The sequence below is a fragment of the Streptomyces sp. NPDC048295 genome, assembly GCF_040652135.1.
Lineage (GTDB): Bacteria > Actinomycetota > Actinomycetes > Streptomycetales > Streptomycetaceae > Streptomyces.
This window is the reverse complement of sequence record NZ_JBEZLL010000002.1, coordinates 287,668-304,949: the sequence shown is the minus strand read 5'-3', so window position 1 is coordinate 304,949 and position 17,282 is coordinate 287,668. Positions and strand designations below refer to the sequence as shown.

The window sequence follows — 17,282 nt, the reverse complement described above, 5'->3', positions numbered from 1 at the left end:
TCGCGAACCCGCCCTCCTGTGTGACCGACCGAAGAGAGAAGGCGACCGCATGGCTCGGAAGAGGAAGACCGGCGGCCGTACGCCACGTCGGGCCCTCTGGTTGAGAACACTGATCGCGATCACGGCGTGCGGCGCGGCAGTGGGCGGCCTGGCCGCCTACCGGGCCTCCTCCGACGACACCACCACGGAGCGGCCGGTGACGACGGAGGAGGCGTCCCGGCTGGCGCTGTCGCGGCTGAATCTGTACCAGGCCAGTCCCGTGGCGGTGACCCTGACCGCCGCCGAGGGCGGCGAAGTGGTCGTGCGGGTCAAGGGGGTCGTGGACTACCGGACCCACCGTGCCGTGGGGAGCTATGAAGTCTCCGGTTCCTCCGGCACTTCCGGTCCCGCCACCGGGCAGCTCGACCACGGGCTGATCGTCTGGGACGCCGGCGGTCTCGGCCTGGCCCCCGCTCCCAAGGGCGACGACGGACCGCCCTGGCAACAGGCCGAGCACATCCCGCGCTCGGGCTGGTCCGCGCGCTCCTACACGAGCGATCCCCTGGACTCCGGGCTCCAGTTGCTGATCGGGCTCGGCGCGGACCGCCCCGACAATCCGCTGTTGCTCGCACAGTCCGGCGCTCGCCGACTGGGTGGCGAACGCATCGACGGGCGCAGCTACGACCGGTTCTCCGGGCCACGCGCCCAGGGCGCCACGCCCGGTGCGGGTCCCGACGGTGGGCGGTCGCCGCTGACGTACTGGGTCGACACGGACGGCGGCCTGCGGCGGGTGACGATGCGGATGCCGGGCCTGGGTACTCCGACAACCGTGGAGTTCTCCGGGCGCGAGGGCCGCGCGAAGCTCCCCGAGGCGCCGTGGGGCACCGGCTGACGTCTCGGTGCCGATGCACCCCGGCTTCCGCGGTTGCCGACGGCCCTCCTCGCCCCACGCTTCGGGGCGGCAGGGTGAACGGGGGCCGCGGACGCCGGGGCGCCGTGCTCAGTGCGTACGCGGCACGGCGTCCACGTCCTTCGGGAGCGGATAGGCGGCCACGTCGATGGTCCCCGGCAGGCCGGTCGCCGGTCTGCCGGGGACCATCGGGTCCGGCATGGACGGCTGGGCGGGCGGGGCCGGAACCCGGCTGAACGGGACGCCGGGCGGTGCCTGCACCGACGCAGTCCGGCCGGTGGGCAGTGCGCCCCTCCCGCGGGTGCCGCAACCCGCGCGACCCTCCAGGCCGTTCGGGCTCTGGGTGCCGGGCCGGTTGTCCGCGAAACAGTTGCCGGGGTCGGCCGAGGCCAGCACGAGGTCGATGCCGTTGCCGGAGGCGCGGTTGCCTTCGACGCGGTTGCCGCTCGCCGGATGCCCCGGCGGGTCGGTGACGATCACTCCGGCCGCCCGGTTGCCCCGGACCAGATTGCGCTGGACGCGGTTCGCGGTGCCGCCGCCGATGCCGATACCGATGCCGAAGCCCCCGTCCGCCTGCTCGGGCGTGTCGGCGGCGTTGTTGTCGGCGACCACGTTGCCCGCGATCACCGCGCCGTGCTGTGGGGCGAGGGCCTCCAGGTCGTTGGAGTTGACCGTGACACCGACCCGGTTGCGGGCGACGCGATTGCCCAGCACCGACAGGTCGTCCGAGGCATTGGTCAGTTCGATCCCGACCGCGTTGCGCTCCACCGTGTTGCCGCGGACGAGGGTGCCACAGGGCTTGCACTGGCCGACGTAGATGCCGGAGTCGGCGTGCCCGGAGGCGTAGGAGTCCTCGATCACGCCGTCGCGCGCGTCAAAGGCGTAGATGCCGTACAGGCCGTTGTTGTACGCCGTGACCCGGGTCGCGCGGAAGCCCCGGACGGGAGGGAAGCGGGTGGTGTCCAGCGGGTCGTAGGCCGAGCCGCCGGCGCCGCGCTGCTGGAGCCGTTCGTCGGTGACTCCGGTGAACAGTACGCCGTTGGCCAGGTAGCCGTGCACGGTGAGGTTCTCGACCACCGAGCCGGCGCCTGTCACGGTGATGCCGTTGGCCCGGCGCAGACCGCCGTCGAAGACCACCTTGTTACGGTCCGTTCCGCGCAGCACCAAGCGGGCCTTGGTGACGCGCACGCTCTCCCGGTACACGCCCGGGCCGATCAGCACCGTCTCTCCCTCACGAGCGGTGTCCACCGCCTGCTGCACCGAGGAGAAATCCTGCGGGACGCGCAGCACGCTCCCCGCCGGATGCCGCGCATCCCCGGATGTCGGCCCCGTCCCGGAGCATCCGGTGGCCGCCAACGCGACCGCGACGACCAGTACCGACAGACGCAGCGCCGCCCGGAACACCTCCTTCGGGACTGCCGAGCGGTTCAACAGGCGTTCCGTAGACAGGGTTTGCATGGCAGATGTTTTATCGTCTCCAATAGGCCTATGCCCACCGAACAGGGAAATGCGCAGGATCCGTCCCGACCCGCGGAAACCGGTTTCGGGCGGCGTCGGGCACTGCTCGCAGCCGGAGCGGTGCTCGCTGCCGGAGTCGGCGTGGCAGCCGACGAACTGGCGAGCGACGACCGGACCGCCGGCCGTGCCACCACCGGCGCCCCGGCGCCGGAGGCCGCGATCCCCTTCCGCGGCGCCCGGCAGGCAGGCGTCACGGCTCCCCAGCAACCGGAGACGTACCTGCTCTCCTTCGACCTCCCCCAGACCCCGGCCGCCAACGGCCGGAAGGCCCTTCGCAGTGTCCTCGGCGCGCTGACCAGCACGCTCGCCACCGCGGCCTCGGACGCCCCGCCGGACCCGCGGCTGCAAGGCGGTGGTGCGACCCGGCTCACCTCCCTGGTCGGCATCGGTCCCGCTCTCGCCGCTCGGCTCGGCCTCAACGTCCCGTCCTCGCTACAGGAGTTGCCGCAGTTCCCCGGCGATCGCCTCGACCCGCGCCGCAGCAACGGCGATCTGTTGGTCCAACTGTGCGCGGCCGACCGCTGGACGCTCACCGTCGTTGCCGAACTCGTCGGCGGGGCCGTCCACACTGCCGGCGCCGTGCCTCGCTGGACGCAGTCCGGCTTCCTGCCCCACACTCCTCCGGGCACCACCCCGCGCAACTTGTTCGGCTCCAAGGACGGCACCGCCAACCCCGATCGCGCAGCGGCCGAGCAGTGGGTCTGGGGCCCTCCCGGAGGCCATGAGGACGGCACCGTTCTGGTCTACCGCAGGATCCGCATGGACGTCACCGGCTTCGCGGCCCTCTCCGAGGACCGGCGCGACCGGGCGATCGGCCGCCGTGCCCGTGACGGCGTCGCCCTCAGTGGCACCGCCGAGCACGACGAACCGGACATCTACGCCAAGAACCCCGACGGTTCCTACGTCATCCCCGCCACCGCCCACGTGCGTCTCGCCAGCCCCCGCTTCGACGGCGGTGCCCGGATGCTCCGCCGCAGCTACAGCTACGACGACGGCCCGGCCGACCGCGGCCTTCTCTTCTGCGCCTTCATGCGCGACTCCGCCCAGTTCACCCGCGTCCAGAACCGCCTGGCCGGCCGCGACGCCCTCACCCCGTTCCTCCAGCACCGTGCCTCGGCCGTGGCTTACGTCCTGCCCGGCGCAGTATCCGCCGGGACTCTCGGCGAACAGCTCTGGACATGAAGTCCGCCTCTCTTCCTCCACCCTGACATGCCCCCGGAACGGCTGGTGGGAGGTGGCGTGTCCAGGAGGACCCGCCCTTCGTCGAGGCTGTCGAGGCCGCCGGCCGCAAGAAGCCTGGCCTAGCGCCGGCCCGTGGACCGAGGTGCGTGTTGTCCTGCCCCCGGTCCGCCATCGGTCAGGGCCAGGAGGTGTACGTGGTCACCGGCGCATCCGGCGGTGTCGGCCCGCAGGCCCACGAGCACACCGTCGGCGGATCCCTCCCCACCTCACCGAAACCACGGACCGGGTACGGCCTGTTCCTGGTCGCCGGGCTGCTCACGTCCCTGGCCGCGACGGGCGCCTCGGGTGTGACGGCCGGTCGCCGCCGGCACCGTCAAGTGGCCCAAGGCGCTGTGGGTGCGGAATGATGGCTACGAGTACCCGCTGGTTCTCGTAGTCGTCTCGGCGGCGCTGACGCTCACCGGGCCCGGCCGGAGGTCCCTCGACCACACGTCGGGCGCCACCGGCCGGCCGGTGCGGGTCGCCGTCGCCGTGATCGCGCTCGGGCCGGCGGGCGGTGTGTGACCCGCCTGGTGCTGCACCGTCGGCCCTTGGCACCGGAAGCGAGGACCCATGCGCAAGCTGCTGAGTGACGCGGCCCACACGCTCGCGCCGCCCCGTGGTGACCGCCACGGTCCGCTGCCACCCCTGCTGCTGACGCTGACCGTGGTCACCGGTCTGGTCGACGCGGTCAGCTATCTGGGGCTCGGGCACGTGTTCGTCGCCAACATGACAGGCAACGTGGTGTTCCTCGGATTCGCGCTCGCGGGCGCACCGGGTCTGTCCGCCCTCGCCTCCGTCGTGGCGCTCGTCGCGTTTCTGGCAGGAGCGCTGGCGGGCGGCCGACTGGGCAGCCGTTTCGCCGCGCACCGCGGCAGGCTGTTGAAGACCTCCGCGGCGGTGCAGACGCTCCTGTTCGTCGTCGCCGTGGCCGCCGCGTCGGTCACCGGCGGGCGGGTCACCACTGGTGTCCAATACACGCTGGTCGTGTCCCTGGGGGTCGCGATGGGGATGCAGAACGCAGTCGCCCGGCGTCTCGGCGTCCCCGATCTCACCACGACCGTACTGACCCTGACGCTCACGGGACTCGCCGCGGACTCCACGGCTGCGGGCGGCGCGGCACCGCGAGCAGGACGCCGGATCCTGTCGGTTCTGGCCATGCTCCTGGGCGCTCTCGGCGGAGCCGCGCTGGTCCTGAACGGCCATGTTGTTCTCGCCCTGGTACTTTCGGCCTTGCTGCTCGTGGTGATCTCCGTGGTGACGCACCGGCTGTCCGCGACCGACGCGCCCTGGACCGAGTCACCGTCCTGAGCCGCCCTCCTCCGCCGGTCTCCGATACTCCACGAAGGCTGCCTGCGCCGTGTGCCTTTCGCCGGGCGCTTCCACCACTCCGCCTCTCGACTGAGCCCTCGCCGGGTCGCCGCTCTCGCAGAAGCCGCGTCGGCCCGCCGGCACCGAAGGCGTTGCGGATCAGGCTCTGGACGCGTTCCGGATCAGGCTCTGGACACGGTCGGACGCCATCCGGTCGTTCCAGTCGTCGGTGGCCTCGCCCCGGATGCGGGCGAACCGGTCGCCCATCGGCGTCCGCTGTCGTACCCGTGTGCCAGGGTCCTTCATGAACGCCCGGGGGAACGCCCTCGCATCGGCGACGACCTCGGTCGTACAACCGCCCAAGGAGCACACACCATGTCCTTCACCGACCCCGTCCGCAGCTCTCTCGAAGCCATGGCATCGCTTCTCGCGCCGGCCCATCCGGACGTCGCCGAGCGGGTGTTGCGCGCCCACGACGATCCCGGGAGCTATGTGCGGTCGCATGCGGACCAGCTGGCTGAGCGCGGCATCGACGAGCCCGTCGCGAACCTCGCGTGGATAGCGCTCGTGGATGCGCTCTGCGATCACCGGCTGCTCGTGGAATTCAACTGGAAGGAGGATCCACAGGAGATCCGGGCCCGGTTGAGGATGCTGGCTTCCTGGCCGTCCGCGGACTCCTGGGTGCTGTTCGACGCCGACGAGATGTCCCTGCCGACATACGAGTACCTGGCGGCCTGCGGTCGGCGCTGTCGCGATGTCGGTGCTGTGCTCGCCGTCCTCGACATCGAATCGGACTGCTACCCGGTGGTGTGCCTGCGCGCGGCGCATGCGGAGGAGTTGACGGCGCTTGCCGGCCGTGCGGGGTTCACCGCTCGAAGTCTGGGAGCCTGAGCGGGGCTCCGCGATCCGCGGTGGCCGAGAGGACGGCGCCCCAGGACGGCACGGACTACTGACTCCCGTTCCGGATGCCGTCCGACGCCAGCAGGACTTCCCGCGGGACGAGGACGGTGGAACCCGGAGCGGTGCAGGCGTACGCCCCCGCCACGGCTCCGAGGCGACCGCATTCCAGTGGATCCCGCCCGGCCAGTCTCCCGTACAGGAAGCCGCAGACGTACGCGTCCCCCGCGCCGTTGGAGTCCACCACCGGTGCCGGTGGGGCGGTCGCCGGGATGTGGTGCGGAGTGGAACCGCCGTCCCGGGTGAGTACGTGGGAGCCGCCCGAGCCCGCCGTGGCGACCACGGTGTCGGCGCGGCCCTCGCGGAGGATCTCCCGCATCAGGGCGAAGGTGTTTTCGCCCGCGCCCGCTGCGCTGAGGAAGACCAGGTCGGAGCGGAGTGCGAATTCCCGGTGATGGTCCGCCAGTCCGTCCCAGTCATGCAGGTCCGTGGAGACGGGGACACCGAGTTCCTCGATGTCGTCGTAGAGGAATCGGGCGAAATTCATGATGGACAGGTGGACGTGTCGGGTGCGCCGCAGCCTCGGCAGATAGAAGTCCCGTGGCATCCTCAGGTCGGCCGGGTCGCGGGCGTCGTAGAACGACATCCGGCGTCCGGTCGCGTCCACCAGGTTCACGGCGCGGCGGGTGCCCGCCGAGGAGATCAGCGGGACGAACTCCACGTCCCCCGCCGCCAGTCGCTCGCGCACCTGAGCACCGATCCAGTCGTCGCCGATGCAGTCGAGGAGTGCGACTTCCAGTCCGAGCGCCCGGGAGCCGAGGGCCACGTTCCCTCCGGTGTGGCCCGGCCATTCCTCGATCGGCCCGACATGGACCGAGTCGGCGAGCGGGACGGGCAGGGCTTCGACCCGCACGATGGTGTCCACCCCGCTGCCTCCGACCACCAGGACGTCGTACTCCGTGTGCTGCCGCGTCATGACTGAGCCTCTCTTCTCCCGCAGCGGCCAGTATGCCGTGGACAGGAGCAGCGGCCTCCGGCCCCGTGCCGCCACGGCATTTCTGGGCAGCACGCGGGGGCGATGTGAGCATCCACCCCGCCACTCCAGGCAATGGGCCAAGGCGAAGAGACAGAAAGTGAGGCAGCACAGCAGCACCCGGCGCGCCATGGGCTGTCGGATGCACTGGCGCCTCGCGTCCGACGCGGCGGGCAGGCGTTCGTCGCCGAATCCGACGCCCTGGTGAGCCAGGACCGCGTAGGAATGGCGGACCGAGATGTGGTGCGCCCGCGCGACGGACGACGGAGCGCGCTCGGCCCGCGCCTTCTGCCCGGGCATCGGCCCACCCGTCGGCAGGCGAATGGAGCATGGCCCGCTCCGTGGCCCCGCTCCAGGCGGTCATCCATCCGTCGGTGTGGTCTCAGTCGGCTACCGGCCTCAGGCGGACGGGCAGCGCGACGTGTCCGTTGCTGATCAGGGTGGGGACAGACTGAAGTTCCGTGGCAGGGACGGCGAGTTGGGCGTCGGGAAAGCGCGCGAACAGCTGACGCAGGACCGCGACGACTTCGAGGCGGGCGAGGGGCGCACCCAGACAGAAGTGGACACCGTGTCCGAAAGCCAGGTGATCCTTGGTGGTTCGGGTGGCGTCGAAGAGGTCGGCGTTCTCACCGTGCCAGTCCGGGTGGCGGTTGGCGGCGGCGTAGGAGGCGAGGATCGCATCCCCGGCCCGGATGACCTGTCCGCCGGGCAGTGGGATGTCCTTGAGCGCGTAGCGCAGGGGCAGGTGCTTGAGGGCCGGCTCGTGGCGCAAGGTCTCCTCGACGACGTCACTCCAGGCACACCGGCCGGCACGGACGTGGGCCAGTTGCTCCGGGTCGGCCAGCAGGGATGTGATCGCCTGGTCGATGACGTTGACGGTTGTCTCGTAACCGGCGCTGATCATCAGCACGAGGGTGCCGCGTAGTTCGGCGTCGGTCAGGAAACTGCCGTCGCCGTCCTCGTCCCGTGTGGCGATCAGCAGGGAGGTCATGTCGTCGCCGGGCGAGCACCGCTTCGCGGCGATCACATCGTCGAGAAGCTGGTACAGCACCGCCGTGTTCGCCGCGGCCTCGTCAGCGGAGAGGGTAGTGGCGAACACCCGGTCCACCACCGTACGGAGACCGTTCAGCCGGGCGGAGGAAAGCCCCAGCATCCGACCGATGACCGCGATCGGCAGCGGATAGGCCAAGTGCTCGCGCAGGTCGACCACTTCGCCGGCCGGGAGGCCATCCAGGTCGTCGAGGATGCCGGTGACGAGATCCTCGACGACGGGCGTCAGTGCGGCGATGCGGCGGGCCGACAGGGCAGGGGCGATCAGTCGACGCAGACGGCGGTGGTCGCTGCCGTAGGCAGTGAACATGTTGTCCACCGTCACCCAGAGAGCGAGTGGCCAGGTGGTGACCGTGTCCGCGAAGGCAGGCCAGTGCGCCCGAGCGTCCTTGGAGACGTCCGCGCGCATCAGGAGTTGCTTCAGGAGTCCGGGATCGGAGACGGACCACGCGGTCACCCCGAGGATGTCCACTAGTGTGGCCGCCCCGCGGGCACGTAAGGCATGGTGCTCGGCGTGGTGGTTGGAGCCGGTGGGGTCGAGGACGAATGGCTGCTGCTCGGGCACGGTGAGGGCTCCTTCAGCGGGGTGGGGAGGACACGGGACAGGCCGCGAGGGACTTGTGGAGCCGGCCGGGACGCCGGTGGTCGGTACGGCGGTCGAGACCAGGGCCGGCAACGTGTCCGGGCTGAGCAGCCTCGACCGCTTCCCGCTCCATGCGTACTGCCCCACGCCGTCGGCGTGAGGCGGGCACCAACCCGCTCCATCCGCATTGCTCACCTACCACGGGATACAGCCATCGCCTCTCCGTGTCAGGCAGTTCGGCAGACATCACACCGACGAGTCGAAGCCAGGTGACACAATCAATCGGATTAGCAATGAGTTATGGACGCTGCTGCCTTCCGGGCTTGAGCAACTTCCAACAGCGTCTCCGTGGACTCCTGCCGGCTCACGTGAATGATCTCACCGGGGAGGCCGGGGATGATGCCGATTCGCCCGGTGGGGCCGGAACCCGGCCGGCCCCGGCTCCACCGTGTCGTCCCGGACGAACTCGGCGCGGGGTGAGCTCGACCTGCCGCTGGCGCACGTTCGACTTTGCCGGTGTCCGGGTGAAAGAAGGAGGCCACTGGCCGAGCCGAATCCGACCGACCGTGGCAAGCCTGCATCGCGCCATCGGGGACAGCGGTGCGCGGCCCGGGGCACATTCGTCGCCGGCATGGTCTCCTTCGCTTCAAAGCGTATGCAGGCAGCGTCTGTTCAGCAGTCCGGTGAGCGGTTGGCGAGCCGCGACCCCGCCGGTGTCGACGAGAACAGAAGGCACTCCGGCCTTCGCACCGCCTTACGTCAGGCAGCCGGGCCGACAGCGACTGCTCGGCCGGCAGCCCATTCGTACCGTCTGCTCAGCGGAGATCCTTTCGGGACGGCAACGGTTCGAAACGCTGTTTCACGGCGGCTGTACCGGTCAGGGAGCGGGGACGGGGCCGCCGGGCCGGAACCGCTCCACCCCTACGATGTGCCGCACCTTGACCGGGCGCACGATCACCGCGACCCGTTGTTCCCCTGGCATGGTCCATTCGAAGCGCTCGACGCCCAGGTACTTGCGGGCCAGCCGGTCCATCCGGTCGTGCGCCTCCTCGCCCTCGATGAAGCGGGCCACCACACCACTGATCTGCACTCGGTCGAAGGGGTCGGTGGCGTCCGCATGCGAGAGGTAGACGCGGGGGTCGCTGCGCAGGTTCTCCTCCTTCACCCGACCCACCGAGGTGTTGAACATCAGCTCCCCCTCCCCCTCCAGATCCACCCACATCGGGCTGACCTGCGGTGCCCCGTCGGCAAACACGGTGCCGACGTACCAGATGTTGGGGGCTTGCAGTCGGGCACGGACGGCTTCATCGAAAGGCGCAGTCATCCCGGGAGGTTACCAACCGTGATGGACCGGAGAGTTCGGGGGAGCCGTGGAGTCCGCCAGGTGAAGCCGATACCGAGAATCCGTCCCCCGCCCCTTTCCCGTCGGCCGATACGTGGTGGCAAACGCCACTGACCGCAAGGAGCCCGGCGACGCATGGCCGACGTGGCCCCGCGTCGACTCCACGTACGCCACCGCGTCCGAAGCAACCAGATGGTTCGTCAACTATGCATGTAGTGCCACTGGTTCTCCGACCCGTAGCGGCTGAACAAACGCCGACATCCCACTCGGCCACGCGTTCGCGACCGAACCGGGAATCGCGAAGGCGCAAGCCGAACCGGCCCTCGACGCCGGAGCCAAGGCCGCAGGACCGCGATGGGCGATGGAAGACGGCTTCCAGGACTCGAAGGACACGGTCCGCCTCGGCCGGCCCCAGGTCTGCACGCACCGGACGTGGAAACGGCACGCCACCTCCGCTATGGCCGCCTACACTCCCACCGGCGGTGGCCACCGCCGGCACGCACCGAGCACATCCAGCCCCGGTACCGCCCCGCGCTGCCAAGTACCGGCGCCCACGACGAATGAGGCCGACTCATGCCCGATGACGAGCAACCGGAAGCACTCTTGATCGGAGGACGAGCCGGGGCCGGAAAGACCACCGCCGGCTGGGAGGTCTCGGTGCAACTCCAAGCCGCACGGATCGCCCACGCGCTGATCGAAGGCGACAATCTGGACCAGATCTTCCCCGCACCCCCGGAAGACCCGTCCCGCTCCCGGATCACAGAGGCGAACCTGGCCGCCATGTGGCACAACTACTCGGCCCTCGGATGCCGAAGGATGATCTACACGAACACCGTCTCCGTCCTCGAACCCGACCTGATCACCCGGGCCATGGGCGGCACCCCGCGCATCACCGCAGTGCTGCTGACCGCGAACGACGCCACCGCCCGGCAGCGCCTCAGCGGCCGCGAGATCGGCAGCCAACTCGACGCCCACCTGACCCGCAGCGCGAAAATGGCCGTCCACCTGGAGACCACCGCACCAGCGTGGGTCCACCGCATTCCCACCGACGGACGCAGCACCGTCGACATCGCACGCGACATCATCACCGCAACAGGCTGGGCATCCCCTCATGCCCAGAAAGCGGGCCTCGAAGGGCAGTTGGAGCATTAGAGGTGTCACGCAACTCGTGATCCCAGCGCGGGGCGCCCTAGGGCGCCGGCTGCCGCCTCAAGGGCAATGGCGTTGGCCAGGTCGGCGGAGGCGGTGCCCGCGTCTGCAAGCCGATCCTTCGAGTCTGATCACGCCGTGTGTTTCGCAGGCGGCTCCGGCGTATACAGGACTCACTTCTGCAGGCGTCGTCCGAGTTCGGCATAGGCGTCGTTCGCAGAATCACCTGGGTGCTCGTACAGGTGCTCTACTGCGTGGCACGCGACTTCGCACGCGACTCCGTCCAACTCACCGCCCTCCAGCTTGTGCACCTCGCCGACGAAGGCGGGGAACGCGGGGTCGTCGAGGATGCGCGCGGTGAGCTCTTCGCCGTAGTCCTCGCACAGCAAGGCCCGGTACCGCTCCAAGGTGTTCATGGACGCATTCTGCCCGACACACGCGGGACCCTCCATGGCATGAGGGCTCAACCAGCCCGGCCTCCCACGCGCGGGTCGACCGTGGTGAGAACTCCGCGCCGGTCCTCGACCGCCTGGGCCGCATCCAGGCGCAGGCCCTCCCGGAACGCGCGCCCGACGATCTGCACTCCACAGGGGAGCCCGTCGATCACGCCGGTCGGTACGGCCACACCGGGCACGCCCACGAAGCTGGTCACGCGGCACAGGCGCATTCCCGACCCGACCCGGCCCGGTCCCGACCCGGTCCCGGCCTGCTCTGCCGCGTGACTCCAACCCCGGCGGGGCAACCAGGCCGGCGAGCCCGGCGATCGCCTCCGGCCGCCCTGGCTGCGGAAAGGGCTCCGCGACAATGATCGTCCGCGCCGGAACACGAGCGCGGGCGATCGAGTGCGGTCAGGTCCTCTTGGTGAACAGTCGGTCGAGGTGCTGGTCGACAGCGGTCAAGGCATCTTGGGGCTCGATCACGCCCAGTTCGATGAGCGGCGTCAAGCCGGTGAGCGTCAGGAGCAGGTTGACCTCTGTCGCCGGGTCGCGATCGGGGCTGATGAGACCATCGGCGATTGACTGACGGACGATCTGCTCGACGAGGTGGCGGCCGTGAGTCAATCCGTCACGTGCGCGCGTATGGATGCTCGCGTTGTGCAGTGCCTCCAGGACGTAGGCGGCGCTCATCCGGCTCGTCACGCGTGCGTCGGGATGCAGCGGCAGCATCTCCGTGATCATCACCCGGAGCAGGTCACGCGGGTGTGGCGGGTCACCGAGTTCTCCGACGCCTTCGGCGACGCGTAGTGATGTCTGTTCGGACGCGAAGTCCATGGCAAAGACCAGCATCTCTGCCCGGGTGGCGAAGTAGTGCTGCACCGCACCGTGGGAGATGCCCGCTTCCTGGGCTACTTCACGGACGCTCGCGTGTGCGATGCCGCGTTGTTCCACTACGCGCCACAGCGCTCGGGCGATCGTCTCGCGGCGTTCGCGGTGATCCACCTGCTTGGGCATCGTCGGCCTCCTTCATTTCAATACAGTTGACATATTACAGCTGACCGGTAAAAGCTGGGAGTCCGCTCACGGAGGAAGGGTGTGGCATGTCCGGACAGCCAGGAGCACGGACCGCGGAGGGCCTCGTCGAAGGGCGCTGGAGGGGAGAGCATGCGGTGTTCCGTGGCATCCCCTATGCTCAGCCGCCGGTCGGGCCGCTGCGCTTCCAGGCGCCCGCCCAGGTCGAGAAGTGGGACGGAACGAGGCGGGCGACCGAGTTCGGCCCCGTGGTCCCGCAGGCGGGACCGACGGCCGAGAGCTCGGTCGGGAACGACTGGCTCACGCTCAATGTCAGCACCCCGGCCCTGGGGACGACCGGACTGCCCGTGCTGGTGTGGATCCACGGTGGCGCCTACATCGCGGGGGCCTCCAGCGATCCGATGTACGACCCTGCGGCCCTGACCAGCGCGGGCCTGGTCGTGGTGAGCATCAACTACCGGGTGGCAGCCGAGGGTTTCGCACTTGTCGAGGGCGCCCCGGCCAATCGCGGGTTCCTCGACCAGATCGCGGCCCTGGAATGGGTCCAGCGCAACATCGCCGCTTTCGGCGGAGATCCTGACCAGGTCACCGTGGCGGGACAGTCCGCCGGGGCGGGGTCGATCGCGGCCCTGCTGACGATGCAGAGGGCGCGCCGATTGTTCCGTAGAGCCATCGTGCACTCGGTGCCGGGATCGCTGTGCACCCGGGCGCTGGCGGAAGAAGTCGCCGCCACGCTCGCAGGCCGGGTCGGTGCGGCGCCCGACGCTGAAGCCCTGTCCCGCATCGACCCCCTGCGCCTGGCCGGCGAGCTCACCGCCCTTGGCGTCGACCTTGCCGTCCACCACAAGAGTTGGGGCCGGCTCTCGCAGTTGGGGGTCGCCGTGTGCCCGGTCCTCGACGGAGTGGTGCTCACCGAAACGCCCTGGACGGCGCTGGCCGGCGGTCGTGCAGGCGGAATCGAGCTCCTCGTCGGCCACACCCGCGATGAATTCCGGCTGTTCAGCGTCATGATGGGGCGGCTGGGCACCTTCACCGAGGACCAGGCCCGTACGGCCCTGGGTCTGTTCGCGCCGGCACCGGACGGCGCCGACGCCTACCGCACCGCCTACCCACAGGCCACCCCTGAAGAACTGCTCGAACTGGTGTACTCGGATGCCCTCTTCCGGATGCCCTCACTGCAGCTGGCCCGGGCGAACCAAGCGGCGGGCGGCACGTCGTTTCTCTTCGAGCTGCAACTGACGGCTCCCGCGTCCGGCGGAGTTCTGGGCGCCTGCCACAGCATCGACGTTCCGCTGGCGTTCGGCACATTGGACAGCCCTGCCGGCCGGCAGCTCTTCGGCGACCGGCCGACGCCGGAGGTCTCCGCGGTATCCCGGGAGCTGCAGCGCGGGTGGGTCCGCTTCGCCACGGCCGGCGACCCCGGGTGGCCCGCCCATCGGCCCGACCGACAGTTGACGCGTGTCCTGGATATCGAGTCCAAGACCTTGCCCTACCCGGAAGAGCCCTCTCGCCGGATCTGGGAGCACCACGACCCGGCCCCTTTCGACCTCGGGTAGACGAGGGTCCAGTCCGCCTCGGTCTTCCCGACCGGCGGGACACAGGGTTGGCCCGACATGGCGCCGATGCCCTTGTGCTGGATTCCTGAAGGCGGAACGTACGGCGGCAGCGCAGGTGTCGGGCGGGTGGCACGGATCCGCCCCGGATCCAGGGTCCGGATCGGGCATCGAGCCGGGCTGTTGGACGGACTCGATGCCCGGGGCGATCCGGACTGGTCGTGGTGCGTGATCGGCTCCGTCAGTGTCCGCCGCGCAGCCGGGAGAGGCGGCGAGTCATCACAGAGGCTCGGCCGCCAACGCTGGGGCGTCGGACGAGCCGCTTCCTGGCTGGCGGGCTGCCGGCGCCTCCACCGCCGCTACGAACGCAAGCCCGAGCACTTCCTCGCCTTCGTGGGCATCGCCGCCACACTCATCCGTCACCGCTGTCTCGCCAGGTAGACCGCTCTCAATCCCACCAGAGCCGCTACTCGCGACGCTGCATGAGCTCCTCGTGGTACGTGGACCAGTCCAGGTCGGGGTCCTCATGGAAGACATCCGGGCAGGCGAGGTAGTGCTCCGCGGCAACGACACGGGCCTGGCGGACGTCCGTCGGCTGAGCAGCGACCGAGAGATACAGTCTTCCGTGCCCAAAGCCCACGACACGGACGCCGAACCGGTGCTCCCAGGAGCGCAAGCACTGCCGACAGTTCCTGCGCGGTCATGTGATTCGTCATGCCCAGCCAGCTGAGGGCAGCGGGTGCATCAGCGCCCCGCGCGACCTGGACGAGTGCGAGACACCGGGCTCGGCCGTCGCGGACGACGGCAGTCGCCACTTCCCCCGCGCACACGTCGGCGTCCGTCACCACCGCGGCGGGCGTCGCGAGACCGGGCCACTCCCTGAAAGGCGGCCACGAGTCGTCCGTCCACGCGCTCCGGAAGTACGAGCCGGCATCGGCGCCGGCCCCGTAGCCACCGCTCGCAGGCTGGAATGAGTCGTCGGGGTACTCAAGCAACGGCGGGTAAAGGACGGTCTCACAACGACGCGCGTGCAACCGCTTCCACCACTCAGCCGCGCCAGTGACGGGGCCGTCGCTCATCCACACCACTGGGTGCGGATGATGACACGGCCCTATCAGTTTGCCAGGTGGCAAGTCGTCCAACAGCTTTCTGAGAACTTCGCACAAAGGCCCTGGATCGCGACCTCCCGCGCTTTCCCCGTTCTCCGGCCTCTACGGCCCTTTCGAATCCGTCGCACACCTTGACGAGTTGAGAGTCCTGAAATCAGCGGACGAATTCCCGGACAGTAAGGCTCTGCCGGCCACGGTCACGGGGCCAGAAGCGGGCCAAAGGTCTGCCGTGCGATGGCCTCGGCGCTCGCTTGGTCGACGACCCCGCCTGGCACACCGGGGTGGTCCTTCGCCCAGGCGCGGGCGGAGGCGGCAGAGGTGAAGAAATTCAGCGCGTCGCAGCACGCCGTGGCCGCGGGCCCGCCGCCGGGGCGCTGCCCGACGAACACCACTGCCTGCTGTGGCTCCCAGACGGTCGCTCCGTCGTGGGTGGTGACGGTGACCGGCTCGCCGGTCACCGGGTCGGTGGAGGAAATGACCACGTCCGCGTTCAGCATCGCGGGGATGCCGAGCGCGTCGACCGCGCACATCGACCACACTTCAGTGCCGCCGCCGATGCGCACGCGGTGACGGGTGGGCACGGCGGAGAAGGGGTAGGCCGCGCTGATCTGTCCGGCCTCGTCCAGGGTCAGGAAGTCCTCGGCGGCAAGCTCGGCCAGCACCTCACCGGCTGTGCGGCCCGCCGACGCGGCGAGCGGCTCCAGCACGTCCGGCCGCGGCGCCGTCCCTGCGGTGGTGAAGTGGCGCAGCACCGCCTGATGCACCGCACGCAGTCCCCGCTCGGCCGGTGCGCGGCGCCCGCGCCCGGCCCGGCCGACGACATCGAGCAGGCCCGGCTCGCAACACTCCCCCGGTGCGACGGCCTGGGCCTGGTACGTGCCACTGAGTGCCTCGCGCAGCGCGGTCACGCTCGGAGCCCCGTCCACCGTGCCGTCCGCGTCCCGGTACAGCCGACACGACACACTGGCCACCGCCCCGGCCGCTGCGAACGGATCCACGCCGTCCAACAGGATCGTCGGCGAGCCGTTCATCCCCAGCTCGGCGGCCCGCGTCTGATCGTGGATCTCCACCAGCTCCACCTCTGCCGCCCGGCCCGCCAGCGCGGCAGTGACCCGCGCCAGGGCCAGCGGGGCGTTCGGGCATTCCGGCACCGTCAATACTGTGATCCGCATACTGCTCATCCTCCCGGCGCGTCGTCCTGCCCCGAACCTAGACCTTCCCGTGCATCGGAAGGTCACGCAGGGCATAGGTCCTGGAATGGCCTGTCGTCCCGACGGCGCCCTGGCCGTCAAGATCCTGAAGCATATGGTCGCGGCCATGGCAGAAGGGGATCCCCCGCACCCTGGCGGGGCCGAGGCCGAGCTGCCGGCCCAGGGCCTCTCGTTTGGATCATGCCGGGCTCGTGGGGTCCAGCACGTACGCACCAGAACTCGCTCCGTGATCCGGCCTGATCCGGACGAAAGACCCTGGGTCGACCGGGACGAGAGCGACCGTGACCTCGACCTGGCCCTGACGGAGTTCCGTAACTCCCAGCATGGCATCCTGCCCGTCGGCTCCTGCTTCCACAGCCTGGCCGAGCTCATCGTCGGCATCGATGGACACCTCGGCACCTCCGCGTCCGCGTCGGCATCAGCGTCGAAGGCCGAGCGCGACGACCGCGACGACCGCGACGACCGCGACGACGTGCTGAACCTGCTGACCAGACGCGCGGACATCCTCCGCCTCGGCCCGGCGAACCACTACTGGTCCACGCCCCTCCCGAGGCCCCGGCCGAGCAGCCCGGGCAGGGCCTGCAAGACCGAGTACTTCCGCCTGCAGACCGACCATGACCGGGCGCTTCGGGTCATCGCCGATCGACGCAGTCACCACCGGCCAGCCCGAGGAGGACACCGCACGAGGATCGCCCCAGGCCAGCGCGACGAGACCACGCGCCTTCGCAGGTCGGCGGCGACGGCCGGCCTCGTAACACGTCTCCCCCACCACCCGAACCGCAACGATCGGACCCTGCAGTCGGACCACCGTTTCGGCCTCCGGCGTCGTCAGCAGCGAAAAACGGTGATCTGCCCGTGCGTGTTCAAGACGCCGAAGGGCCGGGGGCTGGGAACGAGTGGTCGAGCGGCACCAACGCGCTGCGGACCGTATTCGAGGGCTCCTTGAC

At 70.1% G+C, this 17,282-nt stretch carries 18 protein-coding genes and 2 pseudogenes; 10 read left to right on the top strand and 10 right to left on the bottom strand.

Translation table 11 applies throughout. The features are described from left to right. The first annotated feature begins 49 nt into the window (after positions 1–49). The gene (locus AB0D53_RS03800) at positions 50–871 is read left to right on the top strand and encodes a hypothetical protein (RefSeq protein ID WP_362439602.1); all 822 of its coding nucleotides are present in this window, start codon (positions 50–52) and stop codon (positions 869–871) included. Between the two features lie 108 nt (positions 872–979). On the opposite strand, the gene AB0D53_RS03795 is transcribed toward AB0D53_RS03800, so the two are convergent. Next, positions 980–2,320, bottom strand: coding sequence for a right-handed parallel beta-helix repeat-containing protein (locus AB0D53_RS03795; RefSeq protein WP_362439599.1), 1,341 nt, complete (start codon positions 2,318–2,320; stop codon positions 980–982). 168 nt (positions 2,321–2,488) lie between these two features. On the opposite strand from AB0D53_RS03795, the gene AB0D53_RS03790 reads away from it, so the two are divergent. The 4 genes from AB0D53_RS03790 to AB0D53_RS03775 all read left to right on the top strand — a co-directional run bounded on the left by AB0D53_RS03790 (position 2,489) and on the right by AB0D53_RS03775 (position 4,939). Then, complete coding sequence (locus AB0D53_RS03790; RefSeq protein ID WP_362439596.1) at positions 2,489–3,589, top strand: Dyp-type peroxidase; 1,101 nt, start codon at positions 2,489–2,491, stop codon at positions 3,587–3,589. Between the two features lie 194 nt (positions 3,590–3,783). Further along, entirely contained in the window at positions 3,784–3,996 is a 213-nt protein-coding gene (locus AB0D53_RS03785) for a hypothetical protein (RefSeq protein ID WP_362439593.1), read from the top strand. Next, positions 3,986–4,153, top strand: a complete 168-nt coding sequence (locus AB0D53_RS03780; RefSeq protein WP_362439590.1) for a hypothetical protein — start codon at positions 3,986–3,988, stop codon at positions 4,151–4,153. Before AB0D53_RS03785 ends, AB0D53_RS03780 begins: the two co-directional genes overlap by 11 nt. A gap of 48 nt (positions 4,154–4,201) precedes the next feature. Continuing rightward, on the top strand, positions 4,202–4,939 hold the full coding sequence (locus AB0D53_RS03775) for a YoaK family protein (protein ID WP_362439587.1): 738 nt from the start codon (positions 4,202–4,204) through the stop codon (positions 4,937–4,939). Positions 4,940–5,098: 159 nt separating this feature from the next. On the opposite strand, the gene AB0D53_RS03770 is transcribed toward AB0D53_RS03775, so the two are convergent. Further along, entirely contained in the window at positions 5,099–5,302 is a 204-nt protein-coding gene (locus tag AB0D53_RS03770) for a hypothetical protein (RefSeq protein ID WP_362439584.1), read from the bottom strand. 12 nt (positions 5,303–5,314) lie between these two features. Between AB0D53_RS03770 and AB0D53_RS03765 the strand changes: the two genes are divergently transcribed. Continuing rightward, entirely contained in the window at positions 5,315–5,830 is a 516-nt protein-coding gene (locus AB0D53_RS03765) for a DUF6630 family protein (protein WP_362439581.1), read from the top strand. Between the two features lie 55 nt (positions 5,831–5,885). Here AB0D53_RS03765 and AB0D53_RS03760 read toward each other — a convergent pair whose 3' ends face one another. From AB0D53_RS03760 to AB0D53_RS03750, 3 genes are all read right to left on the bottom strand, one after another. Next, positions 5,886–6,812, bottom strand: a complete 927-nt coding sequence (locus AB0D53_RS03760) for a carbohydrate kinase family protein (RefSeq protein ID WP_362439578.1) — start codon at positions 6,810–6,812, stop codon at positions 5,886–5,888. Positions 6,813–7,251: 439 nt separating this feature from the next. Next, a complete protein-coding gene (locus AB0D53_RS03755; protein ID WP_362439575.1) occupies positions 7,252–8,484 on the bottom strand; it encodes a cytochrome P450 in 1,233 nt (410 codons plus the stop codon). 895 nt (positions 8,485–9,379) lie between these two features. Then, a complete protein-coding gene (locus tag AB0D53_RS03750) occupies positions 9,380–9,826 on the bottom strand; it encodes a TIGR03618 family F420-dependent PPOX class oxidoreductase (RefSeq protein ID WP_362439572.1) in 447 nt (148 codons plus the stop codon). A 591-nt stretch (positions 9,827–10,417) separates the two neighbouring features. On the opposite strand from AB0D53_RS03750, the gene AB0D53_RS03745 reads away from it, so the two are divergent. Beyond that, positions 10,418–10,996: a hypothetical protein gene (locus AB0D53_RS03745; protein ID WP_362439569.1), complete on the top strand. Its 579-nt coding sequence runs from the start codon at positions 10,418–10,420 to the stop codon at positions 10,994–10,996. A gap of 170 nt (positions 10,997–11,166) precedes the next feature. Here AB0D53_RS03745 and AB0D53_RS03740 read toward each other — a convergent pair whose 3' ends face one another. From AB0D53_RS03740 to AB0D53_RS03730, 3 genes and pseudogenes are all read right to left on the bottom strand, one after another. Then, positions 11,167–11,409: a hypothetical protein gene (locus AB0D53_RS03740; protein ID WP_362439566.1), complete on the bottom strand. Its 243-nt coding sequence runs from the start codon at positions 11,407–11,409 to the stop codon at positions 11,167–11,169. 47 nt (positions 11,410–11,456) lie between these two features. After that, positions 11,457–11,727: pseudogene (locus AB0D53_RS03735) on the bottom strand (indole acetimide hydrolase); the annotation flags it as partial. 114 nt (positions 11,728–11,841) lie between these two features. Next, the gene (locus tag AB0D53_RS03730) at positions 11,842–12,444 is read right to left on the bottom strand and encodes a TetR/AcrR family transcriptional regulator (protein ID WP_362439563.1); all 603 of its coding nucleotides are present in this window, start codon (positions 12,442–12,444) and stop codon (positions 11,842–11,844) included. Positions 12,445–12,530: 86 nt separating this feature from the next. On the opposite strand from AB0D53_RS03730, the gene AB0D53_RS03725 reads away from it, so the two are divergent. After that, the gene (locus tag AB0D53_RS03725) at positions 12,531–14,018 is read left to right on the top strand and encodes a carboxylesterase family protein (RefSeq protein WP_362439560.1); all 1,488 of its coding nucleotides are present in this window, start codon (positions 12,531–12,533) and stop codon (positions 14,016–14,018) included. Positions 14,019–14,267: 249 nt separating this feature from the next. Beyond that, positions 14,268–14,456: pseudogene (locus AB0D53_RS03720) on the top strand (IS5/IS1182 family transposase); the annotation flags it as partial. Between the two features lie 25 nt (positions 14,457–14,481). Here AB0D53_RS03720 and AB0D53_RS03715 read toward each other — a convergent pair. Both AB0D53_RS03715 and AB0D53_RS03710 read right to left on the bottom strand, forming a co-directional pair. After that, complete coding sequence (locus tag AB0D53_RS03715; RefSeq protein WP_362439557.1) at positions 14,482–14,691, bottom strand: DUF4253 domain-containing protein; 210 nt, start codon at positions 14,689–14,691, stop codon at positions 14,482–14,484. Positions 14,692–15,321: 630 nt separating this feature from the next. Further along, the gene (locus AB0D53_RS03710) at positions 15,322–16,296 is read right to left on the bottom strand and encodes an alkylmercury lyase family protein (protein WP_362439554.1); all 975 of its coding nucleotides are present in this window, start codon (positions 16,294–16,296) and stop codon (positions 15,322–15,324) included. 265 nt (positions 16,297–16,561) lie between these two features. Between AB0D53_RS03710 and AB0D53_RS03705 the strand changes: the two genes are divergently transcribed. After that, positions 16,562–17,281: a hypothetical protein gene (locus tag AB0D53_RS03705; protein WP_362439551.1), complete on the top strand. Its 720-nt coding sequence runs from the start codon at positions 16,562–16,564 to the stop codon at positions 17,279–17,281. The last annotated feature ends 1 nt before the right edge of the window (position 17,282 follow it).